The sequence below is a fragment of the Neobacillus notoginsengisoli genome (assembly GCF_003515685.1).
Taxonomy (GTDB): domain Bacteria; phylum Bacillota; class Bacilli; order Bacillales; family Cytobacillaceae; genus Bacillus_D; species Bacillus_D notoginsengisoli.
This window is the reverse complement of record NZ_QWEG01000003.1, coordinates 64,893-85,874: the sequence shown is the minus strand read 5'-3', so window position 1 is coordinate 85,874 and position 20,982 is coordinate 64,893. Positions and strand designations below refer to the sequence as shown.

Below are 20,982 nucleotides of genomic sequence, written 5' to 3'. Positions count from 1 at the left end.
TTAATTCGGCCGGATTACCGAGCTTTCGTCGTGAGTCTGAGGATTCGTCCGGATCAGTATTCATTCGTCCGGATTAGCAGTTCATTCGTCCCGAGTAGCTAAAGATTCGTCCGGAAACACACTTAATTCGTCCGACTGCATATCTAGCACTCCTCTCTTAAGTAAAGCCTAATTGAACGAACGGCCAGCCATACCATAAAACTGGTTAAACCTTACCACACTTTCCAGCTAACAATGTCCCATTTTTACTTTTTTCCTGATTCGCGCTGATAAACTCATAGGGGATTTTATGAATGGTTGACTTTGTCTTTCCAATCTTTTCGAATTTTAATGATGCCAGCTTTTTCGTGGCAACACTGCTGCTATGCAGATGCAAAAACCACTTAAAATCTTGATGGCTGATCATTGGGCCAAAGATCAAATAATAATCGATTATTGATGGAATGTGGGCGTCATCTGAAATACATTCGCAACTTGGGCAATGCCATGAAGATTTCTTATACTCCATCGCAAGAAGCCCGCAATCAGGACAGCGAACCCCGGTTCTAACTTCGGACTGATGTAAATTAAAGGTTGATAGGTAATTTTTTAGTTGTGGAGTATTTGCTTTAAGAAGCCTGCGCTTTAATTTGTTGAGTTCTTTTTGTGTCAAAATGGGAGTTTTATAGAGGGTTTCCAACTTGCGGATAATGGAGTTAATGTAATCTATTTTGCAAATAGACTTCTCTGCTTCATAATATCCTTTATCAATAGTAATGATGGTCGAATTTCCAAAAACCCCATAGCCTTCAAGCGGCAGCACTGGCATTTGGTTCTGACTATACCATCTGTTTAAGTTATACTTTTGAGTTTTGACCTGCTCAACCGGGTTCGGCATTCCTTGTTCGATTCCATCAAGTATTCGAACCACTTGGCAGGGCTTCTGTTTAAAGCAAACCTGTCCGTTCCAATTTTTAGATTCAAAAATGACGGAAAAGTATTGAGACAATAAATACGTATCCAGTTGTAAAGCAAAATCCGTTCCCTCTAGCCTTAGCCCATTAAAAATGAAATATTTTTCTTTGTCCAATAGTTTTAGCGGATAGTCCATCGATTTTTCCCCGTTATATCCTGCCCGCTCCAGCCTTAAACTTTCAAGGATCTGAGGGTATTTAAGGTGATTCGAGGATACTCTGCCAGCTAATGCCTCTAATGCCAAAACCTTCAATAAAATTGTCCTTGGTAACACATCCAACTTATCCACTCCTTTCTTTTAATAAGAATTCGTACAACATCTTTCATTTCCTTTTAAAAATTAAGGTAAATTTGTACATTTTTTGACAAAGTACTGCCAACAATCCGTAAGATTTTAATTATCACACTTATTGTCTTCTATATTTCGTTCTTCCTGCCAATTTTCATCATGTGTAGAAGCGTAGGAATGGAGGATTCGTCCAGTTTGCGATGTCATTCGTCCGGATTAGTTGGTAATTCGCCTGACTTAGTGTGTCATTCGTCCAACTTAGCTAGTGATTCGTCCAGGATCTAGGGATTGATCCGACTTAACCGATGATTCGGCCGAATTGGCGGGTCATTCGTCCAGAAACCAAAAGATTCGTCCGGAAATGCACTTCATTCGTCCGACTGCAAAACTAGCACTCCGCTCTCGAGTAAAACCTAGTGAATGAACTGCCAGCCACCCAAAAAAATCCGTAGCGGACGACCTGGTTTAAGGAATTACCAATTCCATCCAACGAAACCCGTTAAAGAGAAACAAAAACATTTTATAACCAGCTTTTCATTCACATCCTCTTGGCTTTCATCCTATCTACCCCAGGAATACAAAAAGGCCCGGCTTTCCAGCAGGACCTCAGCACCTTTGTACTATTAATTGCTTACTAATCCCCTCTGCCCCTTATCCCTGCCAGATCCCTCGCCCGAAGCAGTAGAACTACGCCATTAAGTTGCATCTTTCGAGTACCGAATGAAGCACTGGAACCGTCCCCTGCTTCATAGCATTTTTTCGATGACGGCTTTGGCGGTTCGTTCTTTGTTGGTTGTGGATTGGTTGTATGTGCGTTTGAAGTATTCGAAGTAGAGTAGGTCGAGCAGGTAGAGCTGGGATATTTTTGCTGTGAGGCTGCCGCCTTGGAGCGGTCCTTCGTTTGCGCCGCAAAGTAAGGTGATGTCTGAGTAGTTTGTCAGTGGCGATTTGGCGAAGCGGGTGATGGCGATGATGTTGGCGCCGGCCTCCCTGGCCACTTTTGCGACTTCAATAGTATCTTTTGTCGAGCCTGAATAGGAAATCAGGACGGCGACATCTTTTTCTGACATCAATGCGGCTGACATGATCTGTAAATGGGAATCGAGTGTGCATTCCGCTTTGTTTGTAATCCGCATGAACTTATTTTTTGCCTCAAGGGCGGTCATTAATGAGGAGCCCACGCCGAAGAAATGGACTTTGTCAGCCTTCAACATGCGGTCCACCGCAAGGGATATATCTTCTTTGGAAATCAGGTTATATGTTTCCGTCAACGCGCTGACATTGGATGAAAGGATTTTTGAAGAAAGCTCTTCAATCGTGTCTTCCATCGTGATTTTGCTTGATAGTTGGGGCGCTTCGCCATCCGGCGAAATGCTGTGCGCCATCATGATTTTAAACTCTTGATAGCCTTTCAGATTCATTGTTTTGCAAAAACGAAAAATGCTTGACTCACCGACATTGCAGGCGTCGGCGAGATCGGTGATCGACATGAAGATGACATCCTTCGTATGCTCAAGAATATAATCGGCGACCTTTTTTTCGGTGTTCGTAAAAGATTGATAACGGGAATGAATAAGTGAAAAGATATCTTGGCTATTCATGGAGACTCCTCCTAAAGTTCGCTTTTAAAATGAAGAGATGCTGCGCCAAGCAAGCCTGCTTTATTTCCAAGCTCGGCTTTCAAAATATGAATATCAGAGAAGCTTTCCATCATCATTTCCCGGACCTTTTTCGAAACGAGCCCAACGAGCATTTCCTGTTCCATGGTGCCCCCGCCAAGCACGACCGCAGGAGGGTTAAACACATGAATCAGCGACACGAGGCCAAGCGCTATTTCGAAAACCCAATCATCGATCACTTGTTCCAAAATTGGACTCCCCTGGTTAAGCTTCTCAAAAACTATTTTGCCATTAATCCAGTCTTTGTCAATTTCTATCGCTTTTTTTATTAATGCTGTCGTTGATGCATACGTTTCATAGCAGCCAAGCCCGCCGCATGCACAGCGGTTGCCAAGCGGATGAGTGATGATATGCCCGAATTCAGCGGCACTGCCGGTGTGGCCTTTATACACCTGCGACCCGAGAACGATCGCTCCCCCGATGCCCGTTCCATATGTCAGGCAAAGAAAATCTTGAAAGCCCCTGCCTGCCCCGAAATGCAGTTCACCGAGCGCGGCGGCATTCACATCATTTTCAACCTTCACCGAAACATCGAATCGATCTTGCAAAAGTTCCTTCAACCTTGTTCCCGTATAGCCGGGAATGTTTTCATTCGCATACGTGATGACTCCCTCTTCGCTGTTCACTTGGCCAGCTGTACTGATGCCAATCGCATCGTAACCACTGTAAGGTGAAAGGATGTCCATCAACCGATCGACTAATCGGAGCTCGCCATTCGCCCACTTTGTGCTGTATTCTGTAAATTGGTCAATTCGCCCATCTTCGTGGCAAATACCGACTTTAATTGAGGTGCCTCCAATATCCGCTGTTAAGATGTTCATATTCTCAACCTCATTATCAGTTATTAAGAAGAGAGCTGTGTTAAAGACTATTTTTGGAGTTTAACTACGTTGATTGAAACGGAGGGCACCGACTCCGGCGGGATGAAGCGGCAAGGTGGAGACCCCACAGGCGCAAATGCGCCGAGGAGGCTCCACTGACGCCCCGCGGAAAGCGTGTGCCCGGAGTGGAAATCAACAGCCAAGTTTAACACAGCCAAGAAGAAAAAACGGAACCGCAAAGCGCAGTTCCTATTCAATCGCTTGAACAAATCTTTTTGTAATTTCCATCGGCCTCGTAATGGCTGTTCCCACAACTGCGGTATGGACGCCGACGCCGAAAACTGTTTTTAGTTGTTCAGGGGTCCAGATTCCGCCTTCAGCAATTGCGGGAATCGGGAAATCGGCGGCGATTTTGCCAAGCATCTCAACATCAGGCAACTCTTTCCCTGTTGTGTAAGCCGTATAGCCGCTCAGCGTCGTGCCAAGGCAATCAAAGCCAAGCCGGTACGCTTCAGCCGCTTCTTCATACGTTGAACAGTCCGCCATAAAAAGCTGGTCCGGATACGTTTCTCGAATCACCGGGAAAATTTCGCTGATCGTCTTCCCATCCGGCCTAATCCGTTTTGTGGCATCAAGGGCGATGATGTCGACGCCTTCCCGATACAGATGGTCGATTTCTTCCATCGTCGGCGTAATGAACACATCCGACCCTTCGTAATCTTTCTTAATAATACCGATGATTGGCAGGTCGACTGTTTTCTTGATTTCTTGAATGTCCGCGACCCCATTAGCTCTTATACCCTTCGCCCCGCCGAGCATAGCCGCGTAAGCCATTCTTCCCATAATGTACGGGCTGTGAAGCGGCTCCTCCGGAAGCGCCTGGCAGGAAACAATCAGATTTCCCTTAAGCCGGGCAAAAATTTCTTCATTGCTGCTCATAACAAACATCTCCAAGTATAAAAATTTTCCCGAGGATAACGAAAATCCCCAACTGATGAAAGCTTCCCTTTATTCCTTGACCGCTCCGATTGAGATTCCCGCCGTGAAGTACCTTTGGAAAAAGATAAAGATAACCAGCATTGGAATCGCAGCAACAGTCGCGCCTGCCATTTTGTACGCAAAGTTCGGGTTCAGCTCCTGCATCAAGGTCGCAATTCCGACCATGAGTGTTTTTGAACTTTCGCTTTGGCCGACAACGAGCTGCCACAGGTAATCGTTCCATACATTGACGAAGTTAAGGATGAACAAAGCGCCAATGCCCGGCTTGACCATCGGCAGCATGATTTTGAAGAATACCGTCAATTCGCTGGCCCCGTCAATTTTTGCCGACTCACGCAGTGAATCAGGAATCGTATCGAAAAATCCTTTTAATAGGAAAACGCCGAAAGCGGTGGCAACGTTAGGCCATATCATGCCGCTTAGCGTATTGACCATGCCAAGATCCTGGATCAGCCTGAAGAGCGGAACAATCATGACTTCTTTCGGAACCATCAGACTCGAGATGAAAATAATGAAAATAATGTTTTTGCCTTTGAATTTCAGCTTTGAAAAAGCGTAGGCTGCCAGGCAGCTCACGAAAATGAGCGCGACTGTCGAGACGAGCGAAACAACAATGCTGTTATAGGCCCATTTCAAAGCCGGCTGATTGTTGAACACATCCACATAGTTGCTGAACGTGAACGTTTTCGGCCACCAGTCAGGCGGCATTTTGACAACATCCGAACTGTTCTTTAGCGAGCTGGTAAACAGCCAGTAAAGCGGGAACAAGTTCAATATTGCGAAGAATATGACCAAAATATTAAAGACTATATCGATTTTTTCTTTCTTTTTCTGATTCTTCGGTTTCCTTCCGAACATATCCAGCCACCTCCTAGTCTTTCTTGAACATTGCGCGCAGCTGTGGAATGGAGAGAGCAAGCGTAATCAGGAACATGATGACACCGACAGCTGAAGCAATGCCGAGCTGGTTATATTTAAATGCGTTATTGTACAGGAAGTACATGAGTGTCGTTGAAGCATTATTAGGCCCGCCGCCTGTCAAAAGCTGAATGACGACGAAGATTTTCAAAACGGCAATGATATTCATGATGATGATATAAATCGTTGTCGGCTTCACCAACGGGATGAGGATTTTGAAAATGACCTGCAGCCTGTTGGCGCCGTCCACCTCGGCCGCTTCGAATATATCCTTCGGAACGCCGATCATTGAAGCGACATAAAGGATAATCGCGGAGCCGACGTTCGTTGCGAACGTAATGAAAATGATGACCGGGAGGACAAGGTCTTTATCCCCGAGAAAATTCACCGAGGCGATTTCCAGTTGCCTTGCCGCATAAGAGATCAATCCGTTGGCCGGGTTGAGCAAAAAGCTCCAAACCATACTCATAACAACCATGGAAACCATAACCGGTATATAATAACTGCCTCTAATAAAGGACACGTATTTTGCATTTTTATCAAAGATTGAAGCTGAAACGAATAACGCGAAAATCACGGTTAACGCAACGATGAAAACGACAAACATAACCGTGTTGATCGTGGATTTCATGAATACTGGATTTGCAAATAAGCGGCTGTAGTTTTCAAAACCAACAAACGTTTCTTGCTGGTAATTGATTCTATAAAGACTTAATCGGATGCCTTCGATAATCGGATAAACAATAAAGACAAGGAACAGAAGCAGCTGCGGCGCGATAAACAGATAGCCCGTCAGATTTTCTTTTAGAGACTTCTGGTTGATGTTCATGGGACCTCCCTACTATCATTAGCCGCAAGCCGCGCGGGGCGGCCTGCAGCCAAGATCTAAGCAAAAGAATTACTTCTGGAAAATAACCGAGTTTGCTTTCGCATTTTTGATGACTTCGTTACCATTCTTTTGATAGTCCTTCACAACCTGCTCACCCTTCTTTTCGCCTGTGTAGAGAGCCTGGAGTTCAGGATAAAGAACTTGTCTCAATTCACCGTAGCCTGGTACGCTGCCAGTGAAGTTGAACATGTATTTCGCGTTTTTGTCATAAGCCTCAAACAGAGGATTGTCAGCTTTGAACTCTTCAACAACGGAGGTCCTGACCGGTACGCCGTTTTTCGAAGCTTTCACAAGCTCAAGATCGGTTGAGAAAAACTTGACGAAATCTTTACTGATTTTCATCTTCGTCTCATCGCCAGTGTTGAAGACGCTTGCACCAGTGACATATGTGAATGTCAGCGGGTCTCCGCTTTCAGACGGAATATTCGCAAGCCTAGCATCGAACTTAGGCGCTTTGCCTGCTTCCATGTCGGCAAGGGCATTTTTGTACAGAACAGAGTTTGTAAAGCTAATTCCAAGTTGCTGGTTCTGGAACATCGCGTTTACATCATTGGATGAAACGGATTCAGCGCCAGGGTTTGTCAGTTTTTCATCATAAATCTTCTTCAACCAGTTGGCAGCCTTCGCCCCATTCGCATCACCAAGAACGATGTTTGCATCATCGTCAAAGAATTTGTTGCCGAACATCCTCAAGTACGCAAGATTCCATGTATCCCCCTGGTTGTTCAAAGCGTATAAGCCCATCGGGTACGCATTGGAATACTTGTCCTTTGGAAGGTCCGTCTTCAGCTTGTTCAAGATTGTTTCATATTCTGCTAGAGTCCAAGTCTTAATTTCGTCTTGGCCGCCAATGTATTCGTCCAGTCCGGCAGCCTTGAACATGTCAGCATTGTAGACGAGCGTGCCCGGCATGTGGGAGAACGGATAGAAGTAAATATCGTCACCGAACGTTACGCTGTCCCAGTAATTGCTGTCGATATCTTTCTTGGCGTCTTCATCAACAATGTCATTCAGCGGCACAAGTGCTCCCCTGTGCGCATAATCGCCCATTGCAAAAACACTTTCGAAGAAGACATCCGGAGGAGTACCTCCGTTTAGGTTAACGTTCAGCAATTCATCGCGCTGATCGCCGGCGATGACTTCAACGTTAACTTTGACATTATGGTCTTTGTACTGCTCTGTGAATTTTTCGGCTGCGTGCTTGAAGAAGCTGTCAAAATCCGCACCCTTCTCATTCGCATCCATGACTCCCTTCCATTGCGGAGTCAGCCAAACGGAAATTTCAACCGGTTTCTTTGAATCGCCGGCACTGTCCTTGGATTTTCCGCCGGTGCACCCGGCAAGCAGGCCAACGCCAAGTACTGCAGCAGCAGTCAAAGCGACAAAGCGTTTTTTCAACATAATCTTTCCCCCTGACATCTTTCATAGTTTGTCTTTTTATGAAGACAGGCTGGTTAACAGCCTGGTTCTCCTGGCGTGATTTTTTGCAAAAAAACTTTCAATCTTGCATCCTAGGATGTGATCAATCCAAGTATTTTGCAATCGTTGCATCAATTTGGTCTTTAATGGCGGCAACTTTGTCCAGGTCCGCTCCGGTTACTGGCTCTAGTGGTGCCCTGACGCTTCCTACGTTTACGCCGCGGAGCTTAAGGACTTCCTTAATTGCGGAATACATATTTCCATTCAGCGAGCAAAGTGCAATGATGAGATTGTTGATATCCTTTTGGATGCTCCTCGCTTTTGCAAAATTGCCTGTGGCCACGTATTCCTCCGCCTTCAGATAAAGTTCAGGCATGGCTGCATACGTTCCGCCGATGCCGCTGTCGGCACCAATCAGCCGTCCTGCTACATACTGCTCGTCCGGACCGTTGAAAACGATGAAGTCTTCTCCGCCGGCGGCCTTGAAGCGTTCGATGTCGAGTACTGGCATTGATGAATTTTTAACCCCAATTACCTTCTTGTTTTCTATCATTTTTGCAAAAAGGTTAAGAGATAAGTTGTAGCCGGTTGTCTGCGGAATGTTATAAATGATAAATGGCAGCTCGCTGGCTTCGATTATATCGGTCCAGTAACGGTAGATTGAGCTTTCCGGCAGTTTGAAATAAATTGGCGGAATCGCGGACAACGCATCATAGCCAAGCTCTGCCGCGTATTTCGCCAACTCGACGCTTTCCCTAGTAGAAGGTGCGCCAACATGGGCGATTAGCGCCAACTTTCCGCCTACACTTTCAGCCACAAACTTCAGCGTTGCTTTCCGCTCCTCTAGATTCTGATAAATGCACTCACCAGAGCTCCCGCCGACATAAAGACCTTTCACGCCTTTTTCCAAAAGATAAAGGCTAAGCGCCTTCGTACGCTCCTCCGACACCACGCCGGCCTCATCGTAACAAGCATAAAAAGCAGGAATAATTCCCTTGAATTTCTCGTTTGTCATCTTCCCACCCACCTAAGTTTCTAATTTTAAAACTTTTCAAAATGATAACGCTTTCGAAAACAGCATATCACAAATCTCGACATTGTGTAAATAATTTTCACCACAATTTAATTTTCCAGAAGAAATATCCACTATTGGGTGAAGCAGGGGACGGTTCTACTGCTTCATTCGACACTCGAAAGAAGCACGGGGACGGTTCCAGTGCCTCATTCCGGACTCCTTTCAAAGGTTTCCGAATTTCATTAGTAGTTTCGGAAATTTTTTTCAAAGAAATTTGAGAAAGAGGAATAGCTCCTTCTATAACCGGCCTTTCATTCATTCCGCCTATAAAGCATCCATTCATAAAATACATTCTTGTCTTCTCTTTAAGTCCCCTATGAATGTACCGTCAACATATTCCATCTCCCGTAAATGCTTAATAAATGCAAATCCACTTATATAACCGCCCACAATTGGCAAAAATCATAAAAAAAGAAGCAGTGGAACCGTCCCGCTGCTTCATTGGAGGCTATTCGATTATGTTTCGCTTCATAACGCTGATTTTGTCGGTTCTATTTCTAATGTCGTCGTGGCCGGTGATTGAGAAGCAGTTGGAAAATCCGGGCGATGCGGTTGACCGGGTCCAGGCTGAACTGCATTCACTAAAGGAGAACCTGGAAGTTTCAAATGCCGTCATCGCGATGGTTGGGGACTTTCAGCAGTTCATCAAGCATACGTGGGTATTGTTTACCGAAATCATGGACGACCGCAAAAACCGCCCCCCTGCCGAACCGAAAAACACCGACACCATAAATCCGGGGGAACGGTTCTGAACCACACCAATTCAGGTATTCACCATCACAAAATACACTGAGAAGAAGACTGCAATCATCACGACAAGGATTCCAAGTAACATAATAGGCACCCGCGGCGTCTTAAATGTCTGATTGTTGATTGATTTTACCTTTTGAAGATAAGAAACGGTCGACATCACAATCACCACAATACCTAGCAAAACGGAGGACATGCCAATCGTATTCGCCATAAAATCATTGATTGGAGTAAGGGTGGACCTCATATTGAAATGGAGGTTCGTGACCAGAAAACCAACCCCAATGATTGCAATCGCTGTCCGAATCCAGGCGAGATATGTCCGTTCATTCGCCAAATGCTGCTGGATATACTTGGAGTCGACCGTAGGGGCTTGTTTTTCTGCCCCTTTTGAATCTCCATCAAGCATGACGCATCCCCCTTTCCCGTTAATAAAAGGTCAAACAGCCGTCCTGCCAGTTCCACAGTGAGGCACTGGAACCGTCCCCTGCCTCATTCCGGTTTTTGGCCGATGAATTGGATGACGTGGGAGAGGCCGTTGTGGAGTTTGCCTTCTTGGCGGTGGACTTCACCTATGAAGTGGTGGATGATTCGCCAGTCATGGAAAACGTTTAAAAACTCATCGGGTTTGTAGAGTAAGTCTATTTCCTTTGGACCGCCGCTTTTGTAGGGAATTTGGCGGTTTGAATAGACTTCGGTAATGAAATAACCGCCTGGTTTGACGGCTTCCTTTACCCCCTTCAGTGTCTTCCGGCGCAAATCTTCGGGAAAATGCCCGAATACACATACAATCTCATCCCACTTATCTTTATCCCATTTTGCCTCGTTTAAATCAACGAGCCTTGTTTCTACCTCGACACCTTTCAGGCGGGCGAGGTTTTTCGTTTTTTCCAGGCCGGATTCCGCGTAATCCCATGTCGTCACCTTCATCCCCTGCTCTGCCAGGAAAACTGCGTTGCGCCCCTCGCCCTCCGCAATCGCCAAAGCATGACCGGTCAACCGAAGGCTCTTCTGTGCTTCTTGCAAAAAAGCATTCGCTTCTGTGCCATATACATAATCCTCATCCTTGAAACGCTCGTGCCAAAAATTCAATATGCTCTACTCCTTTGCTACATTCTTATAACAGTTTACCACTCGTTCCTTTTACTCAACCTTACCGCCATTGTTCGCCTCAAAATATTCCTTCAGAACCAGGAAGAACAAGGTCAAAGTAACGCCTCCGGGATTCAAGGTAGTTTTACCCTCAGCCCTCCTAACCGTGAAAAAATTAGCTATAGATTCGGACTCTCAACTAGATTTTAAAACTCCAAGAGTCCGAATAAACATTGGATTCAGACTCTCTAACAGGTTTTAAGACTCCAAGAGTCCGAATAAGCAATGGATTCGGACTCTCTAACAGGTTTTAAGGCTCAAAGAGTCCGAATAAGCAATGGATTCGGACTCTCTAACAGGTTTTAAGACTCCTAGAGTCCGAATAAGCAATGGATTCGGACTCTCTAACAGGTTTTAGGACTCCAAGAGTCCGAATAAGCATTGGATTTACCGGGTTGCTGGCCCGATTTCCGCTCTTTCGCTACTGCGAAACCTCATCTCAATGGGTTCTGGCCCAATTACGGTCAATCTATAGCTGCGCTAACCAGCGCAAAAAAAGAGCTCCCCGCAACCGGGAAGCCCACCAAAATCACACACAATTCTATCTTATTAACCCGCCTTCTTAGCCGGCTTCCCGATCACGATTACTTTCATCGCATTCACAGACTCTGTCTTTCCGGCGAAGTTTTCCGCTTCGGCAATCAACGTGTGGGACCCGTTCATCAACCCGGCCAATTCAACCGAGAACGCACCTTCCGCACCGGCCTCAACAGATCCAAGCAAGACTCGTTTCTTTCCTGTCACTTCATATACATTCACTTTTGCCAAACGGTCTGCCTTGCCGGAAACAACAGCCGCCTCATCCTTAACCTTCAGTTCGGCAGTATCCCAGACAGGTGCACCCGGAAGCTGCTGTTCGGCATCCATCGACCAGCGGACCGCATTGGCAAACAGCTGCTTGCCTTCCGCCGTCCAGCCGCGCTCAGGCCCGATAATATTCGTGGCCGTGAACGACGACAGCAGCAGATGCATGTGGTCCTTGCTCCTGAAGTCATAAGCAATCGCGGAACCTTTCTCAGCCCCATCAACGCTCAGTTCAGCAAGCGTCATGCCGGCGTAATTTTTGAACGCCGCATATGGGCTCTTTTCTGCATGGATCCGGACCAATCCGTCGGCATCCGCTTTCAATCCCTCAAACACCGGATGGTCTTCAAGCGCCTTCACATAAACAGCGCCCTCATTATAGCCATCCGCACCCGGATCCGGACTGCCCAATGCTTCCTTCAGCAGCTGAATCGATCCTTCTTTCACGCCCCATGTCCCCGTAAAGATGAGGCTGACTTTCTTCTCGTCGCTTTCCTTGATCAACTGGGCGACCTGGTCCTTCGTGCCGTCCTTTATATTCACAACAACTGCAGCATATTTATCAAGCTGGCCTAGAAGCTCCCAGCCCTTTTCTTCTGCAAAAGTTCCCTGCGAATTCAGGAAGCTGCTAATGTTCCCGTTATGGTCTCCGAGAACAGCTACCTCAAACGCATTCATCTCAAGATTAAGCTTAACATCCTTATCGCCAATCGCCGTCTCGAACGACTGTGGCAGATAGCCTTCCGCTTTCACCTCAACCTTGTAATTGCCAGGCAAAAGATTTTCAAAGACATAACTGCCATCCTTCCCGCTGACCGCGGTTCCCTTGAAGTCTGGCTCATCTTCAGGAATTAGCGTCAGGGCCGCGTCAGCAACCGCATCCCCGGTCTTTTTGTCCACAACCAATCCGGAAAGATCGGACGCCTCAATCGATTCAAGCGTGAAATTCAATTCAGCGCTGCTGCCGGTTTCGGCAATTTCCACTTTGCCAGTCTGCTCGACAAAGCCCCTCGCTTGGACCTTCACCTCATAGGTGCCGATTCCAATGCCAATCCGGTAGACGCCGGCAGAGTTCGTGGCGGTTTTTACCGACGTACCAGGAATCGTGACAAGCGCGCCCGCAATCGGCTTGCCTTTTGCATCGGTAACAGTCCCTTTAATTTCGCCCTGGCTTGCGGTCAGGCCATAGTCAATCGCATTCAGATACAGCTTAATGGCATTATCTGTCCAGCGATCCGCCGGGTTGCCGTAAGTGCCGACCTGCAATGCAGACAGAAGAATATGGACACTGTTCGGCGAGCTGAATTTATATGCGACCGATGCTCCAATATCGCCTTTGGCCGGGTTGGTCAGATTGCCAAGAGTTGTGCCGCTGTATCCCTCATAGACCGAGTACTGGGCAGCGCCCTTCAGATTTAGGAGCAGCGGGTATTCCTTCCCTTGCTCAAAACCACGGAAAATCGCATGGTTTTCATCAACCCGGATATTCAGTTCTTTGTCGACAAATCCAGATGTTACCTTCTTAGGATCACCGAAAGCATTTGAAAGTTCGCTGATAGAATGGTACCCATACTGCCCGGCAAAAATAAGGCTCGTCTCCTTTTCATCCGCTTTTTTGATCATTTCCTTAAACCGGTCCTTCATTGTGGACGATATGTCGTTCACAATAATCAACTTGTAATCAGCTATCTTTTCAATCATTGGTTCATAATTCGTATAGATGTGGAAGTCAACATCATACCCGTATGCTTCAAGAAACGGCTTCAGCCTATTTATGTTGGCCGTGCTTGCCAGCACAGCGATTTTCTCGGAAACAAACATCGAAATATTCAACGCCGTCTCCTGGCCTTCCGTCACTTTGATGACTTCAAAGACCGGCTTATATCCAGTCGCGCTAATGCGTACCTCATATGAGCCATCTGGCAGTGAAAGCTCGAATTGCCCCGTCGCACTCGTCTTCGCCACCACAGGTGTGCCAAGGACTTCTACAACAGCCCCTTCGATTTCATTCTTCGTCGCCGCATCGATGAGTTTCCCCTTCACTGTTCCGGCGTTCTGAGATTGAAGAACAAAGGATTCGTTCAGGATCTGGCCGTTCTTTATCGAGACTTTGAACTCTTTTTCATGGTGGCCAAAAGCGTTCACGACGACCGTGTACGTCCCTGCCTCGAGCCCCGCAAAGAACTTCCCATCCTGCTTGGCGGCAATTTTTTTGCCGGTTTCCTTAATGAACACATCGCCTTTAACTGCCAGTCCGGTTTCATTCTGGATCGTCCCGTGAAGCTCGCCGACAAGCGGCGCTTTCTCGGCGATCGCCCAGTTGACCGCATTCATCAACAACTTCTCGCGTCCCACATCAAACAACGTCGGATCGTTCGGAAGGAACACGTGGCTGATTGTCATATTCGCGAGCAAGATTTCGACCGATTGGGTGGTGCGGCCTTTATAGGCGACCATCGAACCCTTCTGGCCGGTCAATGTCTGTTCAAAATTAACAGCCGTCTTGCCGGAATAGCCATCAAATCCGTAATAATAACCGGATTTGCCAGGAATCTCAATTTCATCGCCGGCCTTGAAGCCAGCTGTCAATGGATGATCTTCCTTAACAATCCCCTTTGAACCGGTTTTATTCGTTCCATCGAAAACGGTCGCCGGGTCGCCGTCATATTCCTGCAGATAGCGGATTGAACCACGGCCTCCCGCCTGTCCAGTCCAGATGACAGATTTCCGCTTCTGGTCGAGCGCTTCCTGGAATGCCTTGAAATCCGCCTTCGTTGGTATCGCGTTGTTATTATAGTCTGAATTGGCAAAAACTACGTCAACGGCGTCAAGCTTATCCAAATCCTTGTAAGTGAGGTACTCGACTATATAGCCGCGCTCCTCAAGGTATTGCTTAAAAGTCATGCCCGATGCTGTCAAATCGACAACAACGCCAACTGTCGGGGATGGCAGCATTTTCACATTGAGGACAAAATCTTGTCCTGCCGCGACCTTCACTTCGACATCATTGCGGACAAACCCTTCTTTCTCAACCCTTACGGTGTAGGTGCCAGGTTCCACCTTCGCCAGCCCGAATTGTCCCTGTAAATTTGATTCGGTTGTACGCGGCTTGCCAACAAGCATGACTTTCGCACCGGAAATCGCATTTCCGTCTTTCACACTTTCAACCGAACCGTTGATCGTACCAACATCTCCGGCAACGTCCATCTTGATTGACAACGGTTCCCCGTCAATGATCGCCCCTGCTTTCACGGTTTTCGTTTTATAGCCATAGGCGCTGACCGTCAATTCATAATCGCCTTCAAGAAGCGCGATTGAGAACGCGCCAGTTGCAGCGTCCGATTTTGCCGAGAATGGCTGGCCCTTGACCTTTATATCAGCGTTCAGGGGATCGCCATTTTCATCGATGACGGTTCCCTGAATGACCGGGAACTTGACGTTCGCCGCCCAAAGGATTGCATTGAGGAAAATTTGCTTTCCGTCATCAGTGTAATCCCTCGCCCCGCGATAAGATGAGAATCCATGGCCGCCCATCAGCACCTCAACGTTGTTTTCGGTCCTCGGCTTATACGCAACGCCCAATCCATGTGACGCGCCGTCCTCGTGCAAAACTTCCGCCAAAGGATAGCCGCTGTAGTTTTTGAACGAAGCGACCGTAGCGCCGGCAGGTGACGTAATGTTTATGCTATCTCCCTTTTTAAAACCATTGAAAATTGGATGTTCCTCGATCACTTTGTAAGCTGCCGGCAGCGTTGTGTTCCTGACTACCGTGCGTGCATCCGGATCCTTCCGGTAATTCACAAGATGGTTCAGCCCCGAAGTGCTCCAATATGCCTCACCGAAAATAACGCTCGTGCCGGCATCATCGGCAGCCTTCATCGTATTTTCAAAGACAGCCTTCGTAAACGAGGAGCTGCTTGGATCATTGATGAGCACGACATCGAAATCCTTCATTTTCTCGGCCAGGTCTGCCGGCTGGACATCAATCCCTGAAATGCCATAGCCTTTCAGGAATGCCTTGAAGTTCGTGTCGCTCGAGTAATGGTCACCGACAACCCCAACCCGCGGCATCGTATGCAGCTTCACGTCGATTTCACCGGTATGTCGGGCAACATCGACACTTTGTGTATAAGGAATGTAGCCATCTTTTGTGAATGTAAGCTTGTATGTCTCTTCTTCAAGGCCGGTCAGTTCAAAACGGCCATTCGCTGCCGACTGTACTTCGGCCACTTTTTCACCGGCTGCGCTTGTTACTTCCACTTTAACACCCGCAAGCTCAAGTTTCGAAAGCGCATCTGTCACCGAACCTGTCAGCGTTCCGCGTTCAGAGCCGCCCAGGACCGCATTTACTGTTACCGGTTCGCCTTTTGCAATCGATACTTTTTCCGTCACGGTACCAAGGCCCTTCGCTCTCAGTTCAACCGTAAATGTCCCTTCGTCATGGAATAACTCGAAAGTACCATCAGCGCCGCTTTTTGCCTTAACACCCGTTTCAACCACTTCAATGCTCGCTTCAAGTGGATTTCCCGTACCATCGGCGACTGTGCCGGAAACTTTTCCATACTGGGCATTGAACAAGTAATCAAGGCTGTTGAACAGGATGCGGTAGTTGCCTTGCTGCCAGCCTTCGGTCGTTTCCCACGGAGCCGAAGAATGGCTCGACAGAAGCAGATGCGCGCTGTTTTCAGAGACTGCCTGATAGGCAACCCCAGCACCAACATAGCCAATCTGGGTGGCGCCAATTTTGCCGACGGTTCTTCCTGAATAGTGGTTGAACCAGGCAAAGTCCGCATGTCTGACGAGTACCGGAACCTCGTTCCCGACTTTGTAGCCCTTTGTGATCGGGTGGTCAGCTTCAATTTTCAGCATCACTTCCCCCACGCTATAATCATGGCCAAGGTCGGCGGGATTATTGTAGAAGTCTTTCAAGTGATGGATTGAGCCGTAATTCGATCCCCATTGATCTGTGAAAATAAGGCTGACATTATGCTTTTTCGCCTCGTCAACGAGATTTTTCACTTCGGCCTCGGTTGGCTTCACGCCATCTGTGCCGTAAGCGCCATTCAAGTAGAGGACCCGATAGCGGCCAATATCCTTGACCACATCCCAGCCGCGTTCCTCGACAGCGTAGCCGTTCTTTTCAAGCAGATTTGTGATATCACCCTTCAGGTCATTTAGGACCGCGATATCAATTGGCTGCAGATCAAAGGCAAGTACCGCGGTTTCACCTGGTTTGATGGTAATTTTGCCCTTGCCATCCTTAAATCCGCCGAGCGAGAAGGCAATGTCCCAAGTGCCCTCGAACACCCCTTCTTTTGCAAAAATGCCATCCGAGTCTGTGACTCCGTTTAGTCCGACTGCCGGCAGATCAACCGAGACGCCATCAAGCACTTTACTTGTCCGCTTATCCTTTACGGTGATGGCGAACGACCCTTTTTCCGCATCCGCAAGCGTGTAATCCTTTTTCAGCTTGTAACCTGATACGAAAGTGACTTTTTCCGTTACTTGTTTTTTGCCATAAAGCGAGATGCGGACAGTGTATTCGCCCGGGACATGCTTTAGGGCAAAGCTTCCTTCCTCCTTGGCTTTCACGGATTCACCCGTTTCCTCGACTGTCAAATTAGCCTGAACAGGCTTCCCGTCTTTATCAGTCAGCACTCCCTCGAAAATGCCTGGTGACTGGTAGCTTTCAACGCCAGTAATGTATGGCAAAATCACCTGGCCGGGGAGGATCGGAATGCCGGATGTACTGTAAACCGGAAGAATCATATCCTTCAGGCGTTCACCGGTATACACATCAAGGACCGATACGGACCCATTCGTCGAAGCGAAGAACAGTAGGCCATTCGCCGTGACCGAACCGCTGTTCAGCGTCGTGCCGACATCCTTGTTGCTCCAGATTTCCTTGCCTGTTTCCTTGTCAAACGCCCTCAAGTTCGGCTGAACCGAAGAGCCCATGATCACCATGTTTTCGTAAACGATTGGCGAGGCAGCCTGGGTGTCCCCGATGCCGGGAACCTTCCACTTATCAGCGCCAGTCGCCGCATCAACCGCGTACAACGTGCCGGCGTCCGTACTGAAGTTAATGCCGGTGAAATAGAGCGTGCCGCTTGAATAAGCAGGCTTCGAGGCAATGCCTTCAGCGGAAACCCGCTTTTGCCAGACCTCGGTACCGTCTTCAATTTTCAGTGCGCGAATTGTTTGGTTGTCGTAGCTGCCAATAAAGATTAGACCATTTCCGACGCTCGGCCCGAAATACGTTGGTGCCCCAAGCTTGACGCTCCACAGTTTCGCCCCTGTTTCCGCGTTCAGCGCGTAAAGCTGGGCATTTGCCGTCAGGTCGGATGAGACGAACAGCGTGCCTTCATGGTAAATCGGTGATTCATAAACAGCAGAGCCGCCCGTGGCTGTATTCCATTTGATGCTTCCATTTTTCAAGTCCAGGGCGTAGATTTTTCCATCCTGCCCACCGGATAGATAGACGGTATCTCCTTTGATGGTCGGTGAGGAGCGGTTCGTGCTGCCGATTCGGACAGCCCACTGCTCTTTCCCAGATTTGGCGTCAAGCCCAACAACCCAGCCGCGATCCGTCGTCAGGACAACTTTACCGCCAGCTGCCGCTGGAGTGGAAAAGAGGATTTCCCCTTTACTTTCCGTGCTGTATTCCCAGCTTTTTTCAAGGCTGTTCACATCGATTGCGTTTCCGGAAACGCCCGTCCGCGCGTTGTTTCCATTGGCAACCGTCCACTCTTTGCCGAGCGGAACGGTGAGCTTTTTCACTTTGATTTCGACTGTCGTATTTTGCTTGATGGAAAGCTCTTCCGACTTGCCGTGAATCCCTTCACCGCTCACATTTATACCGTAAGTGCCGGTTGGAATTTTCCTGATTTCAAAATTTCCTTCGCCGTCCGTCCTGATCGCAGTCAGCGGTGTGTTTTTCAGCCGCAAAAATGCGTATGGGACAGGTTTTCCGGATTCATCAATGACTTTTCCGGTCACATTGTAGGATTCGGCGTCTTGAAGGACAAAGTCAACGCTTGTCACTTGCCCTTTTTTGACAACGACCGTCCCCTCGTAAGGCTTATATCCGAAAGAAGTCACCTTCACCTGATGCGAACCTTCCCTGATTTTGAAAGAGAATGTTCCTTGCTCGGAAATTTTCTTGACGATTTCTTCGGCTTCGATTTCTAGCGTTGCTGTAAGTGGTTCGCCGTCTTTATCCTTGACAGTCCCCTTCAAGTCCCCTGCAAATGCAGCCTCGGTCACTGCCTGGTAAATATCAATAATCCCTTCGCCGTATGAATCATTCGGCAAGGTTCCCATATGGCCTTCCTTCCTGACCGTCTCTTTCAAAATCGCTTTCGCTTCATCAATGGTCAGGTTCGGATTCGCCTGGTACAGTAGCGCAACCGCGCCGGTCACATGCGGAGTCGCCATCGAAGTACCGCTGATTGTATTGTATTTCCCTTTATTCAATTTCGTCGGCCAGGCGGAATAAATTTGGTGCCCCGGCGCAGAAATATCCGGCTTGATGAACCGCTTTCGTTCGCCATTGCTATCCTGCCAGAAAACGGGGCCCCGGCTCGAGAACGAAGCCGTTTGGTCATACATATCGGTCGCCCCGACAGTAAACGATTCTGGAAAGCTGCCCGGAGATCCAACCGTCTGCGAGCCAGGCCCGTCATTTCCCGCGGCAAAAGCCGGGAATATGCCCGCTGCAATCCATGCTTTCACATCTTCATAGAATTCGAGATTATAAGTATTCGAATTTCCCCATGAATTGTTGACAACATGCGGCGCTTTGGATGGGTCGCCGCCCGGTGCCATGAACCATTGAAATGCCTCGTGGATGCCTGAGGTCGACGCACGGCCACCATCGGAAAAGATTTTCGCCGCAATCCACTCTGCCCCTGGAGCAACACCTATCGGCTCGCCGTCACCACCGCCAACTGCGGTTCCGGCAACGTGTGTGCCATGGCCATTCCCGTCATTTGGGGTTGCGTAATTATCACCAGAAACGTCAATCCAGGAGTATTGATGGTTCCCATCGTGGCCCCGGTAATTTTTCTTAAGCGCTTCATGGTTCCCATCGACCCCGGTATCCATGATACCGACGACAATTCCTTCACCTTTGATTCCGTAGTTGCCCCATACTTTCGGGGCGAATATTTTCTCCAGGCCCCATTCCGGCAGTCTTGGCTTCGTATCTTCAACCGTTACTTCCGGAAGCTGCAAAATTTCATCAACGGTGATCGACTCTATGTCATCACGCTTCTTCAATTCCTCAAGCGCTTCCTTCGTCACAGTGGCAGACATGCCGTTAATAATCCATAATGATTGCTTTTGCTTTGCCTTCCCTTTGCTTTCCATTGCTTTTAACGCCTGCTGGATTCCTTTTTGTGAGTTGTTTGCTTTCTCTGTGAGGTGGTCTTTGATGGCTTTTAATTTCTCTGTACGGTTTTTCTCCTGTTTCACTTGGGGGTAAATGTTCTGGAGGTCTGGTTGGTCTTTCATCCTGATGATGACATCAACCTCGTTGCTTTTTTCAAAAGCTTTTTGCAAAGATGCTTCGGCTTTCTCCTTCTTCACCGGCGCTTTTTCATCCTTTAGCGGCGGCGGTTCGATTCCGAGGCCTTTTAGGAGATCGGGCAGTTCGTCTTTCGAACTCGTGGATTCAGGCTGCCTTTCCTCTTTCTTATTTTCCTCTAGCCCGCCTGCCTCGGCCTCCTTCTCCCGCTTCTTCTCCAACACCAGCTCTTCCTCAGAAAAGCGCGGCGGCTTCCCTTCAGCCGCTAACGCAAGCTGAGGAGCGAATGTTGATAATAATACGAGCACCGACAATAGGACAGAAAACACTCTTTTACTAGCCTTCTTTCTAAAACTCGACAATAACGTACACCCCCTAATTTTTTGGTACACGAAGGAATACGAGAAAGAGAATGAAAATCCCTTTAAAGATTTATAAAATTCACACAATTTGTATAAAAATGAACCAACAGACCCACCGCCAAAAATTTCCCAATAGGTGAAAAGATTCAATTTTTCCCTCTTCATTTTCACACTGAGGGGGTTTCAGCGCTTCATTCGGAGTGAGGCAGGGGACGGTTCCAGTGCTTCATTCGGAACCCGAAAGAATCTGCGGAAGAACGAAGTGCCTACACAAGAGCTCCAGGAATCCGTGCAAAAAAAGTATGCTTCCCGTGTATTGTTTAGTCTCCAAACCAAACAATCCA

Annotated in this window: 12 protein-coding genes; 1 reads left to right on the top strand and 11 read right to left on the bottom strand. The window is 47.8% G+C overall.

The genetic code is table 11. The features are described 5' to 3' along the window. Nucleotides 1–205 precede the first annotated feature (205 nt). The 8 genes from D1B31_RS04965 to D1B31_RS04930 form a co-directional block, all read right to left on the bottom strand. Nucleotides 206–1,228 carry a nuclease-related domain-containing protein gene (locus D1B31_RS04965; protein WP_275670703.1) on the bottom strand — a complete coding sequence of 341 codons (1,023 nt, stop codon included), beginning with the start codon at nucleotides 1,226–1,228 and terminating at the stop codon, nucleotides 206–208. A 761-nt stretch (nucleotides 1,229–1,989) separates the two neighbouring features. After that, the gene (locus D1B31_RS04960) at nucleotides 1,990–2,844 is read right to left on the bottom strand and encodes a MurR/RpiR family transcriptional regulator (RefSeq protein WP_118919654.1); all 855 of its coding nucleotides are present in this window, start codon (nucleotides 2,842–2,844) and stop codon (nucleotides 1,990–1,992) included. 11 nt (nucleotides 2,845–2,855) lie between these two features. Further along, on the bottom strand, nucleotides 2,856–3,743 hold the full coding sequence (locus tag D1B31_RS04955) for an ROK family protein (RefSeq protein ID WP_118919653.1): 888 nt from the start codon (nucleotides 3,741–3,743) through the stop codon (nucleotides 2,856–2,858). 249 nt (nucleotides 3,744–3,992) lie between these two features. Beyond that, on the bottom strand, nucleotides 3,993–4,682 hold the full coding sequence (locus D1B31_RS04950; RefSeq protein WP_118919652.1) for an N-acetylmannosamine-6-phosphate 2-epimerase: 690 nt from the start codon (nucleotides 4,680–4,682) through the stop codon (nucleotides 3,993–3,995). A gap of 69 nt (nucleotides 4,683–4,751) precedes the next feature. Further along, nucleotides 4,752–5,600: a carbohydrate ABC transporter permease gene (locus tag D1B31_RS04945; protein WP_118919651.1), complete on the bottom strand. Its 849-nt coding sequence runs from the start codon at nucleotides 5,598–5,600 to the stop codon at nucleotides 4,752–4,754. A 13-nt stretch (nucleotides 5,601–5,613) separates the two neighbouring features. Beyond that, complete coding sequence (locus D1B31_RS04940) at nucleotides 5,614–6,489, bottom strand: carbohydrate ABC transporter permease (RefSeq protein ID WP_118919650.1); 876 nt, start codon at nucleotides 6,487–6,489, stop codon at nucleotides 5,614–5,616. A 69-nt stretch (nucleotides 6,490–6,558) separates the two neighbouring features. After that, complete coding sequence (locus D1B31_RS04935; protein ID WP_118919649.1) at nucleotides 6,559–7,950, bottom strand: ABC transporter substrate-binding protein; 1,392 nt, start codon at nucleotides 7,948–7,950, stop codon at nucleotides 6,559–6,561. Between the two features lie 121 nt (nucleotides 7,951–8,071). Next, a complete protein-coding gene (locus D1B31_RS04930) occupies nucleotides 8,072–8,983 on the bottom strand; it encodes a dihydrodipicolinate synthase family protein (protein WP_118919648.1) in 912 nt (303 codons plus the stop codon). Between the two features lie 452 nt (nucleotides 8,984–9,435). Here D1B31_RS04930 and D1B31_RS04920 point away from each other — a divergent pair, with 452 nt between their 5' ends. After that, nucleotides 9,436–9,795: a hypothetical protein gene (locus tag D1B31_RS04920; protein WP_204562992.1), complete on the top strand. Its 360-nt coding sequence runs from the start codon at nucleotides 9,436–9,438 to the stop codon at nucleotides 9,793–9,795. Between the two features lie 11 nt (nucleotides 9,796–9,806). On the opposite strand, the gene D1B31_RS04915 is transcribed toward D1B31_RS04920, so the two are convergent. From D1B31_RS04915 to D1B31_RS04905, 3 genes are all read right to left on the bottom strand, one after another. Next, nucleotides 9,807–10,202, bottom strand: a complete 396-nt coding sequence (locus D1B31_RS04915) for a YidH family protein (protein WP_118919645.1) — start codon at nucleotides 10,200–10,202, stop codon at nucleotides 9,807–9,809. A gap of 83 nt (nucleotides 10,203–10,285) precedes the next feature. Continuing rightward, nucleotides 10,286–10,885, bottom strand: coding sequence for an SAM-dependent methyltransferase (locus D1B31_RS04910; protein ID WP_118919644.1), 600 nt, complete (start codon nucleotides 10,883–10,885; stop codon nucleotides 10,286–10,288). A 609-nt stretch (nucleotides 10,886–11,494) separates the two neighbouring features. Next, the gene (locus tag D1B31_RS04905; RefSeq protein WP_158587461.1) at nucleotides 11,495–20,638 is read right to left on the bottom strand and encodes a carboxypeptidase regulatory-like domain-containing protein; all 9,144 of its coding nucleotides are present in this window, start codon (nucleotides 20,636–20,638) and stop codon (nucleotides 11,495–11,497) included. Nucleotides 20,639–20,982 lie beyond the last annotated feature (344 nt).

Excerpts from the sequence above, each read along its gene's own strand:
- D1B31_RS04930 (WP_118919648.1), bottom strand. The coding sequence starts at position 8,983 with ATGACAAACGAGAAATTCAAGGGAATTATTCCTGCTTTTTATGCTTGT.
- D1B31_RS04945 (WP_118919651.1), bottom strand. The coding sequence starts at position 5,600 with ATGTTCGGAAGGAAACCGAAGAATCAGAAAAAGAAAGAAAAAATCGAT.
- D1B31_RS04955 (WP_118919653.1), bottom strand. The coding sequence starts at position 3,743 with ATGAACATCTTAACAGCGGATATTGGAGGCACCTCAATTAAAGTCGGT.
- D1B31_RS04960 (WP_118919654.1), bottom strand. The coding sequence starts at position 2,844 with ATGAATAGCCAAGATATCTTTTCACTTATTCATTCCCGTTATCAATCT.
- D1B31_RS04950 (WP_118919652.1), bottom strand. The coding sequence starts at position 4,682 with ATGAGCAGCAATGAAGAAATTTTTGCCCGGCTTAAGGGAAATCTGATT.
- D1B31_RS04940 (WP_118919650.1), bottom strand. The coding sequence starts at position 6,489 with ATGAACATCAACCAGAAGTCTCTAAAAGAAAATCTGACGGGCTATCTG.
- D1B31_RS04935 (WP_118919649.1), bottom strand. The coding sequence starts at position 7,950 with ATGTTGAAAAAACGCTTTGTCGCTTTGACTGCTGCTGCAGTACTTGGC.
- D1B31_RS04915 (WP_118919645.1), bottom strand. The coding sequence starts at position 10,202 with ATGCTTGATGGAGATTCAAAAGGGGCAGAAAAACAAGCCCCTACGGTC.